This window comes from Colwellia sp. RSH04, from assembly GCF_003545765.1.
In the GTDB taxonomy this organism is placed as follows: domain Bacteria; phylum Pseudomonadota; class Gammaproteobacteria; order Enterobacterales; family Alteromonadaceae; genus Colwellia.
The window spans coordinates 295,993-313,469 of the sequence record NZ_QXIO01000001.1; the positions used below are offsets into that span (position 1 = coordinate 295,993).

At 38.5% G+C, this 17,477-nt stretch carries 16 protein-coding genes; 1 reads left to right on the forward strand and 15 read right to left on the reverse strand.

The window, feature by feature from the left end:
- Positions 1-327 precede the first annotated feature (327 nt).
- On the forward strand, positions 328-537 hold the full coding sequence (locus D1094_RS01200; RefSeq protein ID WP_118958254.1) for a cold-shock protein: 210 nt from the start codon (positions 328-330) through the stop codon (positions 535-537).
- 167 nt (positions 538-704) lie between these two features.
- Here D1094_RS01200 and D1094_RS01205 read toward each other — a convergent pair whose 3' ends face one another.
- The 15 genes from D1094_RS01205 to D1094_RS01275 all read right to left on the reverse strand — a co-directional run bounded on the left by D1094_RS01205 (position 705) and on the right by D1094_RS01275 (position 17,427).
- Positions 705-1,451: a hypothetical protein gene (locus tag D1094_RS01205; protein ID WP_259337780.1), complete on the reverse strand. Its 747-nt coding sequence runs from the start codon at positions 1,449-1,451 to the stop codon at positions 705-707.
- Between the two features lie 26 nt (positions 1,452-1,477).
- Entirely contained in the window at positions 1,478-2,305 is an 828-nt protein-coding gene (locus tag D1094_RS18575) for a PepSY domain-containing protein (protein WP_182440063.1), read from the reverse strand.
- 10 nt (positions 2,306-2,315) lie between these two features.
- Positions 2,316-3,539 carry a hypothetical protein gene (locus D1094_RS01215; protein ID WP_259337781.1) on the reverse strand — a complete coding sequence of 408 codons (1,224 nt, stop codon included), beginning with the start codon at positions 3,537-3,539 and terminating at the stop codon, positions 2,316-2,318.
- Positions 3,539-6,700: an efflux RND transporter permease subunit gene (locus tag D1094_RS01220; RefSeq protein WP_118958256.1), complete on the reverse strand. Its 3,162-nt coding sequence runs from the start codon at positions 6,698-6,700 to the stop codon at positions 3,539-3,541. Before D1094_RS01220 ends, D1094_RS01215 begins: the two co-directional genes overlap by 1 nt.
- A 3-nt stretch (positions 6,701-6,703) precedes the next feature.
- Positions 6,704-8,218 carry an efflux RND transporter periplasmic adaptor subunit gene (locus D1094_RS01225; protein ID WP_118958257.1) on the reverse strand — a complete coding sequence of 505 codons (1,515 nt, stop codon included), beginning with the start codon at positions 8,216-8,218 and terminating at the stop codon, positions 6,704-6,706.
- Positions 8,208-9,659: a TolC family protein gene (locus D1094_RS01230; protein WP_118958258.1), complete on the reverse strand. Its 1,452-nt coding sequence runs from the start codon at positions 9,657-9,659 to the stop codon at positions 8,208-8,210. The genes D1094_RS01225 and D1094_RS01230 overlap by 11 nt, the downstream gene beginning before the upstream one ends.
- Positions 9,659-10,189 carry a DUF411 domain-containing protein gene (locus tag D1094_RS01235; protein ID WP_118958259.1) on the reverse strand — a complete coding sequence of 177 codons (531 nt, stop codon included), beginning with the start codon at positions 10,187-10,189 and terminating at the stop codon, positions 9,659-9,661. Before D1094_RS01235 ends, D1094_RS01230 begins: the two co-directional genes overlap by 1 nt.
- A gap of 161 nt (positions 10,190-10,350) precedes the next feature.
- Entirely contained in the window at positions 10,351-10,713 is a 363-nt protein-coding gene (locus tag D1094_RS01240) for a CopL family metal-binding regulatory protein (protein WP_118958260.1), read from the reverse strand.
- 158 nt (positions 10,714-10,871) lie between these two features.
- On the reverse strand, positions 10,872-11,981 hold the full coding sequence (gene ribBA / locus D1094_RS01245) for a bifunctional 3,4-dihydroxy-2-butanone-4-phosphate synthase/GTP cyclohydrolase II (RefSeq protein WP_118958261.1): 1,110 nt from the start codon (positions 11,979-11,981) through the stop codon (positions 10,872-10,874).
- An 83-nt stretch (positions 11,982-12,064) separates the two neighbouring features.
- Positions 12,065-12,736 (reverse strand): riboflavin synthase, encoded by a 672-nt coding sequence (locus D1094_RS01250; RefSeq protein WP_118958262.1) that lies wholly within the window; start codon positions 12,734-12,736, stop codon positions 12,065-12,067.
- 31 nt (positions 12,737-12,767) lie between these two features.
- Positions 12,768-13,955, reverse strand: a complete 1,188-nt coding sequence (gene ribD / locus D1094_RS01255; RefSeq protein WP_118958678.1) for a bifunctional diaminohydroxyphosphoribosylaminopyrimidine deaminase/5-amino-6-(5-phosphoribosylamino)uracil reductase RibD — start codon at positions 13,953-13,955, stop codon at positions 12,768-12,770.
- A 69-nt stretch (positions 13,956-14,024) separates the two neighbouring features.
- Entirely contained in the window at positions 14,025-14,516 is a 492-nt protein-coding gene (gene nrdR / locus D1094_RS01260; protein WP_118958263.1) for a transcriptional regulator NrdR, read from the reverse strand.
- A gap of 116 nt (positions 14,517-14,632) precedes the next feature.
- Entirely contained in the window at positions 14,633-15,889 is a 1,257-nt protein-coding gene (gene glyA / locus D1094_RS01265) for a serine hydroxymethyltransferase (protein WP_118958264.1), read from the reverse strand.
- A gap of 303 nt (positions 15,890-16,192) precedes the next feature.
- Positions 16,193-16,834, reverse strand: a complete 642-nt coding sequence (locus tag D1094_RS01270; RefSeq protein WP_118958265.1) for a hypothetical protein — start codon at positions 16,832-16,834, stop codon at positions 16,193-16,195.
- Complete coding sequence (locus D1094_RS01275; protein WP_118958266.1) at positions 16,831-17,427, reverse strand: RNA polymerase sigma factor; 597 nt, start codon at positions 17,425-17,427, stop codon at positions 16,831-16,833. Before D1094_RS01275 ends, D1094_RS01270 begins: the two co-directional genes overlap by 4 nt.
- Positions 17,428-17,477 lie beyond the last annotated feature (50 nt).

Consider the following 17,477-nt stretch of genomic DNA (forward strand, 5'->3'; position numbering starts at 1 on the left):
TGAACTATTCTAATATTTTATAAAGCATATTAAAAATAACTGTGCTAGACTTGTCTCTGCGTTGAGTTCTTGCGTTGCAGATGAAGGTTTTACACTAACTTTTGTTGTAGGTTTATCGGGTACTTCTGATGTACTTGAATATTCTTAACAGACGAATTTAGGCGATGCAGGCTAAATTTTGTTTGTGACGAATATAGTTTGTTTCCTTCCTCTTCCTGTACTACTTATGGTAGAGGGCATTTACTCGGGTATAACGATCATTACTAATTTAATAATGTTTTTAAATTAGGATCACATTTTTAATTATGACTACGGGAAAATGTTGGTATGTCAGATACAGTTACTGGTAAAGTTAAATTTTTCAACGAAACTAAAGGTTTCGGTTTTATTGAGCAAGAAAATGGTCCTGACGTGTTTGTTCACTTCAGTGCAATCACGGGTGACGGTTTCCGCACTCTAGCTGACGGTCAATCAGTATCGTTCAGTGTAAAACAAGGTCAAAAAGGACCTGAAGCAGAAAACGTTACTGCTTTATAATTATTCGCGTTTTTTAAAACGCTAATAAGCAAAATGCGAAGATTGATTCATTTCATCTTCGCTTTTTTCGTTTTAACAGCAGTAAAATTTTTTCAAAAGTTCAAAGCTAGCCACCCAAATACTTTCAATCTCGTCTCTATATCACTAATATTTTTTTAGTTAAAACACTATACTCTGTACTGCCCCTTACGCCATAAACGTATGACCCAAACAATACCAGTACAACAAAACAGCAGCATTAAATGTGCGAATAAAACAATTTGTAGATTATTAAACCCTCCAGTTCTGTTTTGGCCAAATAAGCCATAGTCCATAAAGTGCAGCATGAAGAACAAATCAACAAAGCGTTTATCGTCGTTACTATGCCCAACCACTCGTCCTGAACTTATCTCAATATAAACACTAGTATTCATCTCATCAGCAAAGTTAACTTGCCAAACGGGGTTTTGCTCTTTTAGAAAGTCCTCAATAGGAGGAGTTAACCGTTGGATTTTGCTAATTACAGCATTACCACTATAACTTTGTTCTGCAATTTGCTTTGCTATACCGTCATCAATGACAAGCTCTTGACCACTATAAGCATTTACCAGTGAGTGCTGATTAAAAAAGTGTTTATATAGCCCCTGATAATGGTTTACTAGATAATAAGGTGTATTAAGCAGCTGTATTAACTTAATTGAATTAACGGTTTGCTTAGAGCCTTTCTCTATTTGTGTTAATACTTGTTTAGGCTCTATCAATCGAGAGCTATCAACCTCAACTTTAGCTGGTTGAGTTCGATATTGATTTCCACGCGCTTTATCATGGTCCATTAAATTGAAAAACAGACCTGTGCCAAGCCAGATAACAACTTGAATAAAAACCAAGACAGCTAACCATTTATGCAGTTTAGCTAAAGAGGGGAATTTGCTCATACTTCGCTTTTTACTACGACTTAACCTCATGAGTTATTTACCGCAACATTTCTTGGTTTTCCTTGAGAAAATACGCGAAAGTAAATTAACACTAATCCAAAAAAGCTTGCCAATGATGCAATAACACTAACAATAAGTAGCAATGTATTATCGGCAGATTCTTCAATATAATCCATGACATGAAACGCAAACATCCAATCAAAAATACGCCAATAACTATGACGCTTTGTAATAACCTGCCCTGAATCTGCACTCACATATAAAGTGGGGCTCGCAAAATCATTAATATCAATGCGCCAAACAGGTAAGTGTCTTGCACTCAATTCTCTTGGAGCTTCATCAGACAGATAGCTCACATGAACGTCGCTACTGCTGACATCACCGTTATACTGTTGTCGTGCTATTTTTATCGCGATACTTTTTGATATAGGTGATAGCAAATCGCCATTGTTTGCATCCACTACATGATATTGTCCATCAAGTTTAAATCGATATACCGTTTGCGAAAGTAATCGCCCTAATTCAATCTGCTCAGCATGAGGATAGTGCTTAATCAATTGCTTAATAGAATACGTCAATTGACTACTGTGAAGGCTATTTAAACTAGGTAAAGCTCTATTGCTCTGTATATTATTCTGGGGGGGACGCTGGGTATTGATCAAAATACTATTTTGAGTATTGTTAACATTAGTGCTTTGTTCCTTATTAGGTTGTTTTATCAAGGAGTCTCCATGGATATAATGTATGTCCATCACCACCATATATAACCCTGATATTGACCAAATTAAAAACTGAATGCCGACAAACAACATTAACCATTTATGAATCGTTCTGCTTTTCTTATGCCAAGACACTTCAATTTCCTTATAAGTCGCTGAGTGCTTCAGTTAACATCGATCTAATTTGTAAAAAAATATCCTTATTAACCTGTTCATTAAACGCCTGAATTCTTGGTGTATGGATGTGCCCTGTCGGAATTGAAGATGAGAGTTTATCTTTCAATAATATACTGCGATATGATATTTCATTAGATAAGTAACCTCCGCCGCCACCTTCAACGGCAATGTGCCCAGATAAATCACTAATATTTTGCGGTGAAAAAGTTTTTGTCGTTGTGGTCACTTGCTTGTTATCGTTAATTTTATAAGGTCCTTTTGCGCGCTGCATCGCTTTAACAGGCAAACTAAATAGCACGAACTCTTTGTTTGATAATGGCTTTTTAGACAACAAAGGTACAATAGGATTTGTTTTACTTGCTCCAGTGTAAATATTTACATTGTCTGGCGCTTTAGCACTGCGCCTTAACCCTGGAAAATGTTCAAGATCGAAATCTGTTCTCCCCATAGATATCGTGGCAATTAAATCAACACGATTAACAGCATAAAAAGGCGCTAACAACGACTCCACTTCACCTTGCTCGAAATCTTCATACCTCACGGGGATCATAGCCGCATTGATTTCAGCGCTCACTACACCGCCTTCATCTTGATACTCAATGACAGTGCCATCAAGTAGAAGCGCAGCCAGACCTGAAGGGTTACTTTGATCAATATTTCTATCAAGTAAAAAAGGGTCAAAACCGGTAATTAAAATACGTTTATCACCCTTTTGACGATAAGTTAAATCACTTCGCCCCCTTGAGGCATTTTCAAACACCTCAACTAATGCCATTGTTTCACTTTGACTAAAGGCTTGACTATGCTGTTTGATAAAGGCATTAATCGTCAAACGAGTCCAATATAAGGGTCTATCATCAACTAAGGCTCCTAATTGAGCTTGTTGCTTGCTGTATTGCCATAACTCACCTGCTAAAGCACTAACCCTTTGCTTTGCTTGATAGAAGTCAGTTTGCTTATCCCAATCTTGTTTAAAATCAGCCCAATCGAAAAAATGTTGAATATCTGGCATTGCTATTAAAGCTTTGCTAATACGTAATTCTTCAACAGTTAAGGGTATGGGTTTGTATTGCTGATTACCCATTGCTCTAGAACCGTCCTGATTGGCATTTTGCCCATTATTCACACTACAAGCAGTTATTGATGATATTAGTAACAAAGTAAGCACTAACTTTTTAACAAAGCAAAACATTAAAAATCCTTATTATTTTTTATTAAAGCGCAACGCCACAGATAAAATAAGGTCGGCAGTACCAGCAGCGTTAACAGTAACGCACTGACCATGCCGCCAACCATTGGCGCAGCAATTCGGCTCATCACTTCTGAGCCGGTTCCTGTACCATATAAAATAGGCAGTAAACCAATAATGATCGAAAGAGAAGTCATCATCACCGGTCTGACCCGTTTACCTGCACCTGCTAACACAGCTTGATAAATAACATGTTTTGTTATGCTTTGTTTGCTTGTTTCACAACTCAACAACGCATATTGATAAGCTTGGTTTAAGTAAACCAACATTATTACACCAATTTCAACAGCTACACCAGCGAGTGCAATAAACCCGACACCGACCGCAACAGAGAAATTGTATTGCTGAAGATACATAAGCCACATACTACCCACCATAGCTAACGGTAAAGTCCCCATGATCATTGCAACTTCAACGATATTTTTAAAATTTAAATACAATAAAATAATAATAATGGCTAAGGTAAGTGGTACTACATAGGTCAATTTTTCTTTAGCACGTTGCATATACTCATATTGGCCAGCCCAAGTAATAGAGTAACCCGCAGGTAGCATAAGTTTGTCTTTTAACGTATGTTGCGCATCTTCAATATAATGGCCTATATCGACTCCTCCCTGCCCTTTTGGTTTAATATCGATATACGACCAGCCCGTTAATCGTGCGTTTTCAGATTTAATCCCTGGTGGACCTTCTTCGATAAATATATTAGCAACATCCCCCAGCACTATGCGCTGCCCATTGGGGGTAACGATTGGCAGTTTGGCTAATTGCTCTGGAGAGTCGCGATATGCTTGCGGATAACGCAAACTAATAGGATAGCGTTCCAACCCTTCTACCGTTTGACTAACATTCATCCCACCAATAGCCGTTGCTACAACTTGCTGAATATCAGCAATATTCAACCCGTATCTCGCGGCATTTTCTCGTTGAATGTCTACTTTGATATATCGACCACCAGCAACACGTTCCGAGTACACTGAAGCCGTTCCTTTTACATCAGCTAGTATCGTTTCTATTTGCTGACCTATTTGCTGTATTTTATTTAAATCAGGGCCAGATATTTTAATACCAACAGGTGTTTTAATACCTGTTGCGAGCATATCAATACGGGTTTTAATTGGCATAACCCAAGCATTAGTAACCCCTGGTAGCTTCACTAACGTATCGAGTTCTTGTTTTAAACTTGTCATAGTGACACCTTCACGCCACTGCGATTTAGGCTTTAACTGAATATAGCTTTCGATCATAGTTAACGGTGCTGAATCAGTAGCCGTTTCAGCACGGCCAACTTTGCCTAATACAGACTCAACTTCTGGCACACTATAAATTAACTTGTCAGTTTGCTGTAGAAGCTGCCGTGCTTGTCCTATGGAAATAGCAGGGTAAGTTGTCGGCATATACATTAAGTCACCTTCATCAAGAGGCGGAATAAACTCACTGCCAATTTTGTTTATTGGCCATAGGCCAAGTAACACAAAGAGAAATGCTGATACTAAGGTTACTTTAGGATAATTGAGCACACTTTTAAGCAACGGAAGATATAAATAAGTCAAAAATTTATTTATTGGATTATCATGTTCTTTAACTATTTTGCCTCGTATAAAATACCCCATGAGTACAGGAACTAAGGTAATAGCTAATGCAGCGGCGGCTGCCATGGCATAGGTTTTAGTAAAGGCCAACGGGGAAAACATGCGACCTTCTTGTGCTTCAAGTGTAAAGACGGGTAAAAAGCTTACCGTAATGATTAATAAGCTGAAAAATAAGGCAGGCCCTACTTCTGTCGCTGAGTCTATCACTATTTGCCAGCGCTTTTGGCTTGATATTCTCTCGCTATCAGGCTGGGCTTCAATGTGCTTATGCATATTTTCAATCATTACAATAGCGCCATCAATCATAGCGCCAATAGCAATGGCAATTCCCCCTAACGACATAATATTGGCATTTAAACCTTGTAAATGCATCACAATAAATGCGGTAAGAATACCTATGGGTAAGCTAATTATGGCAACCAATGAAGATCGCACATGAAATAAAAAAATCATACATACGAGCGCAACAACAACAAACTCTTCTATTAGTTTGTCAGATAAATTATTCACTGCTCGCTCAATTAACGCCGAACGATCATACACAGGGATCACTTCCACCCCGTCAGGCAAACCTTGCTTTAATTGTGCTAGTTTCTCTTTAACACCATTAATAACTTGCTGTGCATTTTCGCCATAACGCATCACTACAATACCGCCAACAGTTTCACCTTGACCATTAAGCTCAGCAATACCGCGACGCATTTGTGGGCCAATGACCACATCGGCTACATCTTTCAATAAAATAGGCGTTCCATTTTTATTGGCCCCTAAAGGAATATTTTCTAAGTCTCGCTCGCTTTTAATATAACCTGTGGCCCTAACAATATACTCCGCTTCAGCCATTTCAATCACTGAAGCTCCTATCTCTTGATTACCTTGTTTAATCGCTGTTTGAATCAAAGATAACGGGATATCGAACGCTCTTAATTTGTCGGGATTAACTTGCACTTGATATTGCTTAACCATACCGCCAAGTACGCTAACTTCAGAAACCCCTGGTACGGTTTGTAATTCATACTTTAAAAACCAGTCTTGTAAGCTTCGTAATTGGCTAATATCATGCTGACCGCTTTTATCAACTAAGGCATACAGATAAACCCAGCCAACACCAGTGGCATCTGGCCCAAGTTCTGAGGTAGCACTTTTTGGTAAACGCGCAGAAACTTGACTTAAATATTCTAACACACGCGTTCTAGCCCAATATAAATCAGTTTTTTCATTAAAAATGACATAAACATATGAGTCGCCAAAAAAGGAGAATCCTCTAACGGTTTCAGCGCCCGGTACAGAAAGCATCGCCGTTGTTAAAGGGTAGGTCACTTGATCTTCAACAACTTGTGGTGCTTGACCTGGGTAACTGGTTTTTATAATGACTTGTACGTCTGATAAATCAGGTAATGCGTCGACAGGTGTTTCTTTTATCGAATAAAGTCCAGATAGAACCAGCATAATACTCGCAATGAGCACAAGCACACGATTATATACCGACCATCGAATTATTGCGGCAATCATGGCTTACTCCTGTTCGGCCGTTAAAGAGAAATGCGTGATAACAAAGTCACCATCACGAATCTCAAACGTAAAATCTATTTTTGTTCCAACGTCTAATTTACTTAAATCAAGAGAGGGAGCAAAAACAAAGTCCATTGTTGCAGCAGGCCTGTCCCATTTTCTGATCGCCTCGCGCGATATATTAGCCATTTTATGCTGTGTCATTAGCGTATTAATAACACCCGATGTTTCGGCCTTGCTCACTGGCTCAGACATGCGATGTTCTTCTACTTGATGATGTAAACGCCTAAAGTCAGAGGTTTTACTCGATTCAGAATCCAATAAGAATTGTGCAGACGTAACCACAGTATCGCCCTCGTTAAGTCCTGATAATATTTCAACAAAATCCGAGTCAAAACGACCTACCCCTACTTCAATAGATTTAAAATGGCCTTCACCTAGCGCTAAAACAACGCGAGATTGACTGCCTGTTCTTATTAACGCTTCTTTAGGTATTATTAACCTTTCTTCATTATCATTTGCATGAATAACTACCTGAGCAAACATATTCGGCTTAAATTGCCCGTCAGGGTTATCTAATCGTACCCTCACTTTAATGGTACGTGTTTGTTTAGCTAGAACCGGATATACGTAATCAACTTCGCCTTCAAAGGCTTGACCCGGTAAATAATCCATTGTCATCGTAACAGGGCTACCTTGGTGCACTTTTGTCGCTTGGCGTTCAAACACTTCCGCTTCTAACCAGACTTGTGATAAGTCACCTATAGACATCAATGTTGCACCCGGTTTAACATAAAAGCCTTCGCGTACGTTTAAGTTTTCTACCACACCATTATGTGGAGCAAAAAAAGTAATACTTTGCTTTACCTTTTTAGCTTCTTGTATTTCTTTGATAGCTGATGCTGGTAACTGTAATGCAACCAACCTATTTTTGGCCGCTGTAATTAATTGTTTATTGTTGCGAGAAAGTGCGACTAGTAGCTCTTCTTGTGCGTTCACTAACTGAGGTGAGTAAATATCATAAAGCGGCTGACCTTTAGTAACCATTGCGCCCGTTGTTTTGACATAAAGTTTCTCTATCCAACCATCAACTCTAGGGTGGATATGATGTAACTTATCTTCATCATAGGTTACATAGCCAACGGTTTTAATTATATTATTTAGTACGCCTTTTTTAGCGGGTGCAATTCTGACACCGAGATTATTAACCACATCAGCTGAAATTCTTATAGTTCCAGAACCTTCATCCATTGAAGAATTTTCATTTTTATAAACAGGAACTAAATCCATTCCCATAGGAGACTTCCCTGGTTCATCTCGTCGATAATTTGCATCCATAGGAGCTACCCAATATAAAGGCTTTTCCCCCTTACTATCGTGATTAGTACCAGAGCCATTATCTAAAACTAAGTTGTCAGTCTTGGCCGAGATAAATACATAACTAAGAGGAATTAACGCACCTAAAACAAACGCGATAAGTAGGTACTTTACTGACGTATTACTCAATTTATTTGTCATAGTGTTCTCCTTTGCTATTTAGCTGACTTACCGATTGAGTGCTTTCTATCGGTAGCGTTCCAATAAAGAAATAATTTACGTCTAAAATAATTTTTTGCTTGGCTACTTCAATCGACAACTGCTCGAGTTGAGCCGTTAATACCGCAATCCTTGCTCTTACAACTTCAGCAAAGTCTCCTGCTTCATTGGTATAGGCCGTTAATGACGCTTGAGCTTGATCATGTATTTGAGGTAATAATTTTTCTTTGTATAAATCAAGACGTTGATTCAACCTAGCTAATCGCTCTTTCGCACTAAAAAAACCTGTTAGCATCTCACGTATTAATAATTGTTTTTGCGTTTTAACAGACTCTGTTTGAGCATGTGCCGACATAACTGCCTTGTCTTGTTTATTCTGGGTAAACAAAGGCAAGTCAAAGGTTACTCCAACAGAAAACAAATCGGCTCTTGATTGACCATATGGGTCGTCATCACGGTAGCCATAACTGGCATTTACTCCCCATTGAGGTTGATACTTTTGTTGCGCTAACGCTGTTGTTGCTTCACTCACATTTACTTGCTTATCAATCGCTTTAACGGCAGGGTGACGTGTGAAATGCTCTACTAGTTCTTGATTAATCGCTTGATTGAAAGAATGTTCAAGCAAATAGTTCGTTGTTTTCTTTTCATTCATATAGTTTTCATTGAGAAAAGATGCATCCACCAACAAATCAATAGTGGGTAATGCATTGGACAATATAACCGAGGACGATAAATTGATAGGCGCATTTAACTGCGATTCAAGTGATGTATTAACCAGCCAAGGAAGTAGGCGCCCTCGAAAACTGCCTTGTTGCTCAGATAATTGGTATAGCTTATCTTCTAAACGCGTTAACTCTAGTTGCGCTCTAACAATATCTTGTTGTCTACTTTTCCCAACACCACTGCCGTAGCTTGCTTCTGCTATTTGTCCTAATTTTTCAAATAAATTTCTATTTTCTTCAATTAAAATAATGCTCTGTTTAACACGAAATAAATCTAGCCATAATTGCCCTACTTTCACCGCAACTTTGGCTTTTCTATCGGCTCTCATTAATGGATATTGTTCTGCTTCAAATCGTAACTGTTGTTGCTTTATTGACAAACTGTCACCGCGAGAAAATTGTTGCGAAATCCCGAGCTTAAATTGTGTCATTGCTTCTTGCTGCAAATCAAAACCATTGGTCGGTAAATTAGCAAAAGCCATTGATATTTTCGGATCGTCCAAGGTACTTTCTGCGTCACTTCTTAACTCAAGCGCTTTTTGCTGATGTTTATTACCCACAAGCCAAGGATCATTTTGCCAAGCGAGTTGTATTGCTTTATTTAATGTTAACGGCTCACTTTCATTGTTTGCTAGCACCTGTGTATGAACCAAAAATATACTGCACAACATCAAAGGTGTTGAAATAAGTTTATTCATCAAAACTGCTCCTGATACTGGTTTATTTCAGCGTAAATTTCATGACTACCGTCAGCTTTCAATAGCAGAATGTGATAAGGCATAAACTTATCGCCCACCTCCATACCAAGTGAACCAACTGGCATAGCTGGCACTGCTAATCCAAGTGCATCTATGGGCTTTTCAGTTAAGAATTGGTTGATAAATTTAGCAGGCACATGTCCTTCAAAAACATAACCTTGCAAAGATAAAGCGGTATGGCAAGAGCGGTATCGAGTTGCCACCCCATATTTTTGTTTAATCACTCCCATATTGGTTTGGTTAATGACATCAGATTGCAAACCTTGAGCAGACAGGTGCTCTATCCATTTTTCGCAACAACCACAATTAGGGTCTTTATAAATAGTGAGTACTTCATCGTTATTATGACTTGAAGCCGTATGAGACTCTTTTCTCTCATCAACGGGTGAACATCCAGCAAGTACTAATAAAGTAAGTGCTAGAACATAAGATCGTACAATAACTGACGACTGAAAATTAACTGAAAACATTATGCCTCCAAATGGCAATTTTTTTAGACTTGAAATGAAAATAAGCAGCAGGTTTTACTGCGGCTAAACCGTTAATAGAATTATTACGTGATACTTTTGCGTTTACGCTAATGTTTATTTCACTGAAAAAAAGCGTGAATTTTAGACGCAATTGTGCCGTATTAGCTTACGATCGGAGGTCTAAAAAGAGAGGGCATGATTTGCTGGGGTAGCAACATGGTATTTTGATTGATTTTATCCGTTATATCGAGAATGACTGAGGGAGTTTGAAGCCTAGAAAAAGCAAAGACACTAAAACACCCACTGGTTATGCATTGGCAGTCACTGCTACAACAATTATCGTTACTAGTACTCATATCGTGAGTCATCATGGCCATTGACTGGTCTTGTTGACTCATCATATGACCGTGATGTGAAGGCATTTGAGATGCCTCCATACTTTGCACTTTAACTGCAATCATCTGATAAGACATTAATGACGCAGCTATACCTTGACCAACAAAGGTCAAAGATAACAGTAGCAAGCATAATGTTCTTTTGATGATAAACAAGGGGATTAAAGCCTTAATATAAGCTGTTATCTCGTAATTAAAATAATCCTAGCATTAAGGTAAGTAATAACGCAAGAACACGCTTATTTATTACTTACCCTAAATAAGGATTTTTAATATAGAAACCGTGATTAATCAGCGATGTACTCAACTACTTCTAAACCAAAACCAGATAGAGAGTGGTATTTAGTTTGCGAACTTAATAAACGCATTTTACTTACGCCTAGGTTTGCTAAGATTTGTGAGCCCACACCCACGTTACGCGAGCCAACATGACGGTTTACTTCTTTTACCGATTCACCCGCATCAATTTTCGCGTATTTCTCAACTAAGTTAATTAATTCATTTGCTGATTCGTGCTTGCCAAGTAACACTAATACCCCACCTTCTTTACCTATTTTTTCTAGGGCATCAGCAATAGGCCATGTCGCAACGCTTTCACGCTGACTAAATAATAAGTCTCTAAAAGTATTTTCTAAATGTACGCGAACCAATGTTGGCTGCTCAGCTTTGATTTCACCTTTTGATAAAGCAAAGTGTGCTTGCCCATCAATAGTGTCTTTAAATACCGTTAAATCAAAATCACCAAAAGCTGTTGGTAAATTACATTGAGAAATACGTTCAATGGTTGTTTCAGTCGCATTACGATATTCAATTAAATCAGCAATGGTGCCCATTTTTATATCGTGCTTTTTAGCGATAAGCTCTAAATCTGGACGACGCGCCATAGTGCCATCTTCATTAAGAATTTCAACAATAACCGCCGCTGGCTCTAGTCCTGCCATTCTTGCAATATCAACACCTGCTTCAGTATGACCAGCACGATTAAGCACACCGCCATCTTTAGCAATTAACGGAAAAATATGTCCTGGTTGAACAATATCTAAATGTGTAGCATCGCTCGCTGCTGCCGCTAACACGGTTGTTGCTCTATCAGCGGCTGAGATACCCGTAGTAACACCGGTGGCAGCTTCGATTGATACGGTAAAATTAGTACTGAACTGCGCGTCGTTTTTATCAACCATTAACGGTAATTTTAATGTTTGACACTTTTCTTGGCTCATCGGCATACAAATTAAGCCACGGCCATGAGTTGCCATAAAGTTAATCGCTTCTGGAGTTACTTTCTCAGCAGCCATGATAAAGTCGCCTTCATTCTCACGGTCTTCATCATCCATCAAAATAACCATTTTACCTAAAGCAATATCTTCGATTATTTCCTGCGGGGTATTTAAATTCATGTTGGCCTCTTGCTTGTCGCAACGTTTAACGTTTAGCTGCTTGTATGTTTTATTAAGCCTTAATATCAGGCTTCTACTATGTGTTACTTAAGGAAACCCGCTTTTGCTAGCATAGCTTCATTTATGTTTGAGCTTTTAGGCTCATCTGTTTTACCGTATTCTTTATTACCAAGTAATAATCGTTCTAAATAGCGAGCAATTAAATCAACTTCAATGTTTACCTTAGTTCCGGCTTTATAATGAGCAAAAATGGTCTCTTTAACTGTATGAGGGACAATTGTTAAACGAAAGCAATCATCACTCAGGGCATTGATTGTTAAACTAGTACCATCAACCGTAATAGAGCCTTTTTCAGCAATATAATGAGCCAGCTCAGAAGGCATAGTTAACCAATATTCAATACTATTACCATTATGCGTAATTGATTTTATTTCAGAAACGCCATCAACATGGCCTGAAACCATATGACCACCAAAACGGGTACTTGCTAACATGGCTTTTTCTAAATTAACGTGAGCACCCACTTGATACTCAGCAAACCCTGTACGGGTCAATGTTTCATTAGAAACGTCAGCACTAAAGCTAGTTGAGTCAAAAGCAATAACCGTTAAACAAATACCATTAGTCGCGATAGAGTCACCTAATTTTACGTCGCCCATATCGAGTGTATTGGTCGCAATAACTAAACGGGCGCCTTTCGCGTTGATATCTATTGCTTTAATAGTTCCTACGGCTTCAATAATTCCAGTAAACATAGTGCCTCAATTTAATTATAAAATGTGTTTTCTAACTAACGTTTTCAAATGAGTTAATCAGTTTGGCGGTAATTCTAATATCATTACCAACCATGTTAATATCAACAATATCAAGATTTTTTGCCGCTGATAACGACTCAATGCTTGGCATATTAACGAGCCCTTTTGCTTCGGTGCCCATTAACTTGGGTGCTTGATATAAAATAAGCTCATCAACTAAATCTTGCTCGATAAATGCGCCTGAAAGTTTAGCGCCTGATTCAACTAAAACCTCGTTAAAACCTCTTTTTGCTAAAGTTTTTAATAAGTCAGCCAAGTCTACTTTTGCTTTATCTGACGAATTTAACTGATGTTTAGCTTGAATACTTTCATTTACCGTTACATGCTCTACAAAATGTGGCCATTGAGGCGGTTTTTCAAGGTCTTGAATAACACTTTTATTTTTTTCAATGCCAACAATGATAATAGGAGAATGTTGCTGAAAAATCTCAAGGTCTGGCGTTAACCTTTGCTGACTATCGATGATCACCCGTACAGGTTGTCGTACTAAGTTTTGTGCATACTGATGACGAAGCTCTCCAAGTTCCTGCCAACGTATATTCATTTTAGCATTATCAAAAATAACGGAATCTGCACCACTAATAACGGCACAACTCTTTGCCCTTAAGCGTTGTACATCTTGCCTTGCATGGCTGCCTGTAATCCATTGACTTTCGCCATTAGCCATTGCCGTTTTTCCATCTAAACTGGCGGCTAATTTACAGCGCACATAGGGGAAATTAGTGGTCATACGCTTAATAAAGCCAACATTAAGTGCTTTCGCTTCTTGCTCTAATAAACCAAACTGGCTTGTGATACCAGCTGCTTCCAACATAGCTAAACCTCTGCCCGAAACACTGGGGTTAGGATCAACCATTGCAGAAACAACACGACCAACATTGGCATTAATTAACCCTTGGGCGCAAGGAGGCGTTAAACCAAAATGACTACACGGCTCAAGCGTTACATAGGCAGTACACCCTTTTAGTTGTTCAGTAAACGATTCCGGGTATCTCTTTTTTACATCGGCAATAGCATTAACTTCGGCATGACCTTGACCCGCCTTTTGATGATACCCTTCACCGATTACTTGATTATTTTTCACAAGCACACAGCCAACTCTAGGGTTGGGTGATGTGGTGTAAAGTCCTTTTTGTGCTAAGCGAGTCGCTTGTGCCATATAAGAATAGTCAGCCTTAGAAAAGGCATTAACATTATCGGGCGTCGTTTTGGTCAAAATCTTTTTACCTTAGGCTTTTTTCTGACGAGTCTTTTTATCTTTACCATTTTTTTCACTACCCAAACGGGCAATTTCATCAGCGAACTCACTAATATCTTCAAACGATAAATACACTGAAGCAAAACGTAAGTAAGCAACTTTATCTAACTCTTTTAATTGCGCCATAATTAAATTACCCAGCATTTCACTGGTAATTTCTCGCTCGCCGGTAGCACGCATTTGCGACTTCAACTTATTAATAGCCGCTTCGACTTGCTCAGTGCCAACAGGTCTTTTTTCAAGGGCACGCATTAAACCACTTGCCATTTTTTCTTCATTAAATGGCTCTCGCGTACCATCACGCTTAATAATACGTGGCATAACAAGCTCTGCACTTTCAAAGGTAGTATAACGCTCATGGCATGCTAAGCATTCTCTTCTGCGTCTTACTTGGTGACCATCGGCTACTAACCTTGAATCGATAACTTTCGTTTCAAGTGCCGAACAAAAAGGACAATACATAAGATACCTCTATTAAAATACAACCAAAAAAAATGGCCGCTCAATAGCGACCATTTTAATATAATTTTTACTGAATTAGTAAATTAGTTTGCTTAACAGCTTGATAGCAATCGTTTCTATTTGTATACAGGGAAACGAGCACAAAGTTCTTTAACTTGTGCTTGAACTGCTTCAATCACTGATTCATTGTTAATATCATCTAAGATATCACAAATCCAACCCGTTAATGCTTGTGTTTCTTCAACACCAAAACCACGACGCGAAATCGCTGGTGTACCTAAACGTAATCCAGACGTCACAAATGGAGAGCGAGGATCGTTAGGCACTGAGTTTTTATTTACAGTGATGTGAGCACGACCTAAAGCAGCATCTGCATCTTTACCCGTAATGTCTTTATCAATTAAATCAAGAAGCAATAAATGGTTTTCAGTACCGTTTGATACCACTTTATAACCACGCTCTTGAAGTACAGCAACCATCGCTTTAGCGTTATCTAACACTTTTTGCTGATACGTTTTAAACTCTGGCGCCAATGCTTCTTTAAATGCAACCGCTTTAGCAGCAATAATATGCATTAATGGGCCACCTTGACCACCAGGGAATACTGCAGAGTTTAACTTTTTATAAACAGCTTCATCATCACAAGCAGAAACAATTAAACCACCACGAGGGCCAGCTAATGTTTTATGTGTTGTTGTTGTTACAACATGTGCGTGTGGTACTGGGTTTGGATATAAACCTGCTGCAATTAAACCTGCAACGTGAGCCATATCAACCATAAAGTATGCGCCTACTTTATCAGCGATTTTACGCATACGTGCCCAATCAACAACACCAGAGAAAGCAGAGAAACCACCAATAATCATTTCTGGTTTGTGTTCTTGTGCTAAACGCTCTAATTCTTCATAGTCAATATCACCTGTTTCTGGATGCAAGCCATACTGAAATGCTTCGTATGATTTACCAGAAAAGTTAACATGTGATCCATGAGTTAAATGACCACCATGAGCAAGGCTCATACCTAACACTTTGCCACCTGGCGTTACAAGCGCTTGAAAAACAGCAGCATTTGCTTGAGAACCCGCATGAGGTTGCACGTTTGCATACGTTGCACCAAATAACTCTTTAGCACGGTCAATCGCTAATTGCTCAGCAATATCAACATATTCACAACCACCGTAATAACGCTTACCTGGGTAACCTTCAGCGTATTTGTTAGTTAATTGTGAGCCTTGTGCTTCAAGAACACGCGGGCTACAGTAGTTTTCTGAAGCAATTAATTCAATATGCTCTTCTTGACGCTCAACTTCTTTAGTCATTGCTTGATAAAGTTCAGCATCAAAATCTGCAATATTCATATCACGAGTAAACATGTTTTTTCCTCAAGTGGCCTGCCAATGTCAGGAACGGTTAAGAGATGATTCCAATTATTAATGCGGCGTATTCTGCCTGAAATGAGCCGTTTTGTACATGATAAAAACCATGTGGCTTATCTCATTTAGCAATGGATTATTCCGTAGTTCCTAGTGTTTAATTCGATAGAAACTTTCACTTTATAGATCAAATTTCATAGATGAAGCAATATACCGAATAAAAATCAGAAAGGCAATATAATAAAAACAACACCAAGACCAGCATTCAAAATTAAATTCGAATAGCAACTAAGAAACTGTTATTTATTCAGACAACAACAACAAAAGCTGTTGATACTGTTTTTTGCGTTTACGATGCAAATACTCAAATAAAACAAACATCGCTAACATAAAGCTATTAACGAATATCAAAGGAGGAATGATGCTTTTTTCAGTCGTTTCTTCAAGGGCAAAAATAAACCAATTAACTAAGATGAGAAATGGAATAAATGAGTATTTGGTCATTCGCATATAGTTCATTGACGATTTACAGGCAATGACGGCATTTTCAATCGCTTTATCAGGACTATCACAAAGCTGACGCCATGTTGCCGCTCGAATTTTAATTTCAAAAGAGACAAAGAACACCGAGAGTAACGCGCCGAACCCTATATAAGTATTAAATGGATCACCTAATTGATTATCAAAGACGCCGTATATAAACACGCCGATTAAACTCAAGGTTGCAATAACATTAAGTGCGAAGCATAGTTTTGCTCCGAAAGTACGACGACGCGTTTGTTTTAATAGTGCTTGAATATCGGTTTTAGGCGTAGGTTGCGCTTGCCAATCTTGCGAAAGTTCAGCCCAAGCATCATCGATTGAGCTTACTTGGTCATGTGCTGAATTTAATTCTTCATTTTGCTGTGTTAAGTTCACGGCTTCATCATTATTTTTGTTGGTCATACTGCCTCCAACATTGTCATTAACGCAGCTTTTGCTCGCTGCAATCGCACACCAACCAAATTAGTTGAAATATCTAATACCTCAGCCATTTCTTGATAACTCATGCCTTCTAAAGCCAAGGTTATAACTTGTTGCTGATCTAATGTTAATTGGCGAATGGCGCTAGAAAGACGTTGCTGACGTTGTTGTTGGTTTAGCTCTTGGTAAGGTGTAACTTGCGTTTGATCTTGCTCAGCTTCTTGCGATAACTCAGATAAATCATGGGTAACTTTCACCGATTTGACTGATTTTGCTACATGAGTAGCGAGAATATTATGAGCAATACGGGCAACAAACGTTTTTACGCTGGCATCTTGTCTGAACTTTGGCAATGCACGCCAAATATTTAAGGCGATATCTTGAAAGAGTTCATCTTGTAATGCCGGTTTTGCTTCAAAACCATTAATGATATGACGCAGCAATTTCTCATGCTCCGTCATCCATTTTGTAAAGATTATTTGATAATCCAAACCACTATCCTTCGCTTCAACTTGCGCTCTTTTTAATAACTCTTTAGAACATGTCGATATTTTTATTGATTGCGAATTTAACATAATAGTAGTTTGGCTTTCATCTTTAATTTTATTTACTGCTAAACAGCAAG

Coding starts and splice junctions, on each gene's coding strand:
- D1094_RS01230 (WP_118958258.1), bottom strand. CDS start 9,659: ATGAATAAACTTATTTCAACACCTTTGATGTTGTGCAGTATATTTTTG.
- D1094_RS01250 (WP_118958262.1), bottom strand. CDS start 12,736: ATGTTTACTGGAATTATTGAAGCCGTAGGAACTATTAAAGCAATAGAT.
- D1094_RS01270 (WP_118958265.1), bottom strand. CDS start 16,834: ATGACCAACAAAAATAATGATGAAGCCGTGAACTTAACACAGCAAAAT.
- glyA (WP_118958264.1), bottom strand. CDS start 15,889: ATGTTTACTCGTGATATGAATATTGCAGATTTTGATGCTGAACTTTAT.
- D1094_RS01275 (WP_118958266.1), bottom strand. CDS start 17,427: ATGTTAAATTCGCAATCAATAAAAATATCGACATGTTCTAAAGAGTTA.
- D1094_RS01235 (WP_118958259.1), bottom strand. CDS start 10,189: ATGTTTTCAGTTAATTTTCAGTCGTCAGTTATTGTACGATCTTATGTT.
- D1094_RS01220 (WP_118958256.1), bottom strand. CDS start 6,700: ATGATTGCCGCAATAATTCGATGGTCGGTATATAATCGTGTGCTTGTG.
- D1094_RS01200 (WP_118958254.1), top strand. CDS start 328: ATGTCAGATACAGTTACTGGTAAAGTTAAATTTTTCAACGAAACTAAA.
- ribBA (WP_118958261.1), bottom strand. CDS start 11,981: ATGAATTTAAATACCCCGCAGGAAATAATCGAAGATATTGCTTTAGGT.
- nrdR (WP_118958263.1), bottom strand. CDS start 14,516: ATGTATTGTCCTTTTTGTTCGGCACTTGAAACGAAAGTTATCGATTCA.
- D1094_RS01225 (WP_118958257.1), bottom strand. CDS start 8,218: ATGACAAATAAATTGAGTAATACGTCAGTAAAGTACCTACTTATCGCG.
- D1094_RS01205 (WP_259337780.1), bottom strand. CDS start 1,451: ATGAGCAAATTCCCCTCTTTAGCTAAACTGCATAAATGGTTAGCTGTC.
- ribD (WP_118958678.1), bottom strand. CDS start 13,955: ATGGCACAAGCGACTCGCTTAGCACAAAAAGGACTTTACACCACATCA.
- D1094_RS01215 (WP_259337781.1), bottom strand. CDS start 3,539: ATGTTTTGCTTTGTTAAAAAGTTAGTGCTTACTTTGTTACTAATATCA.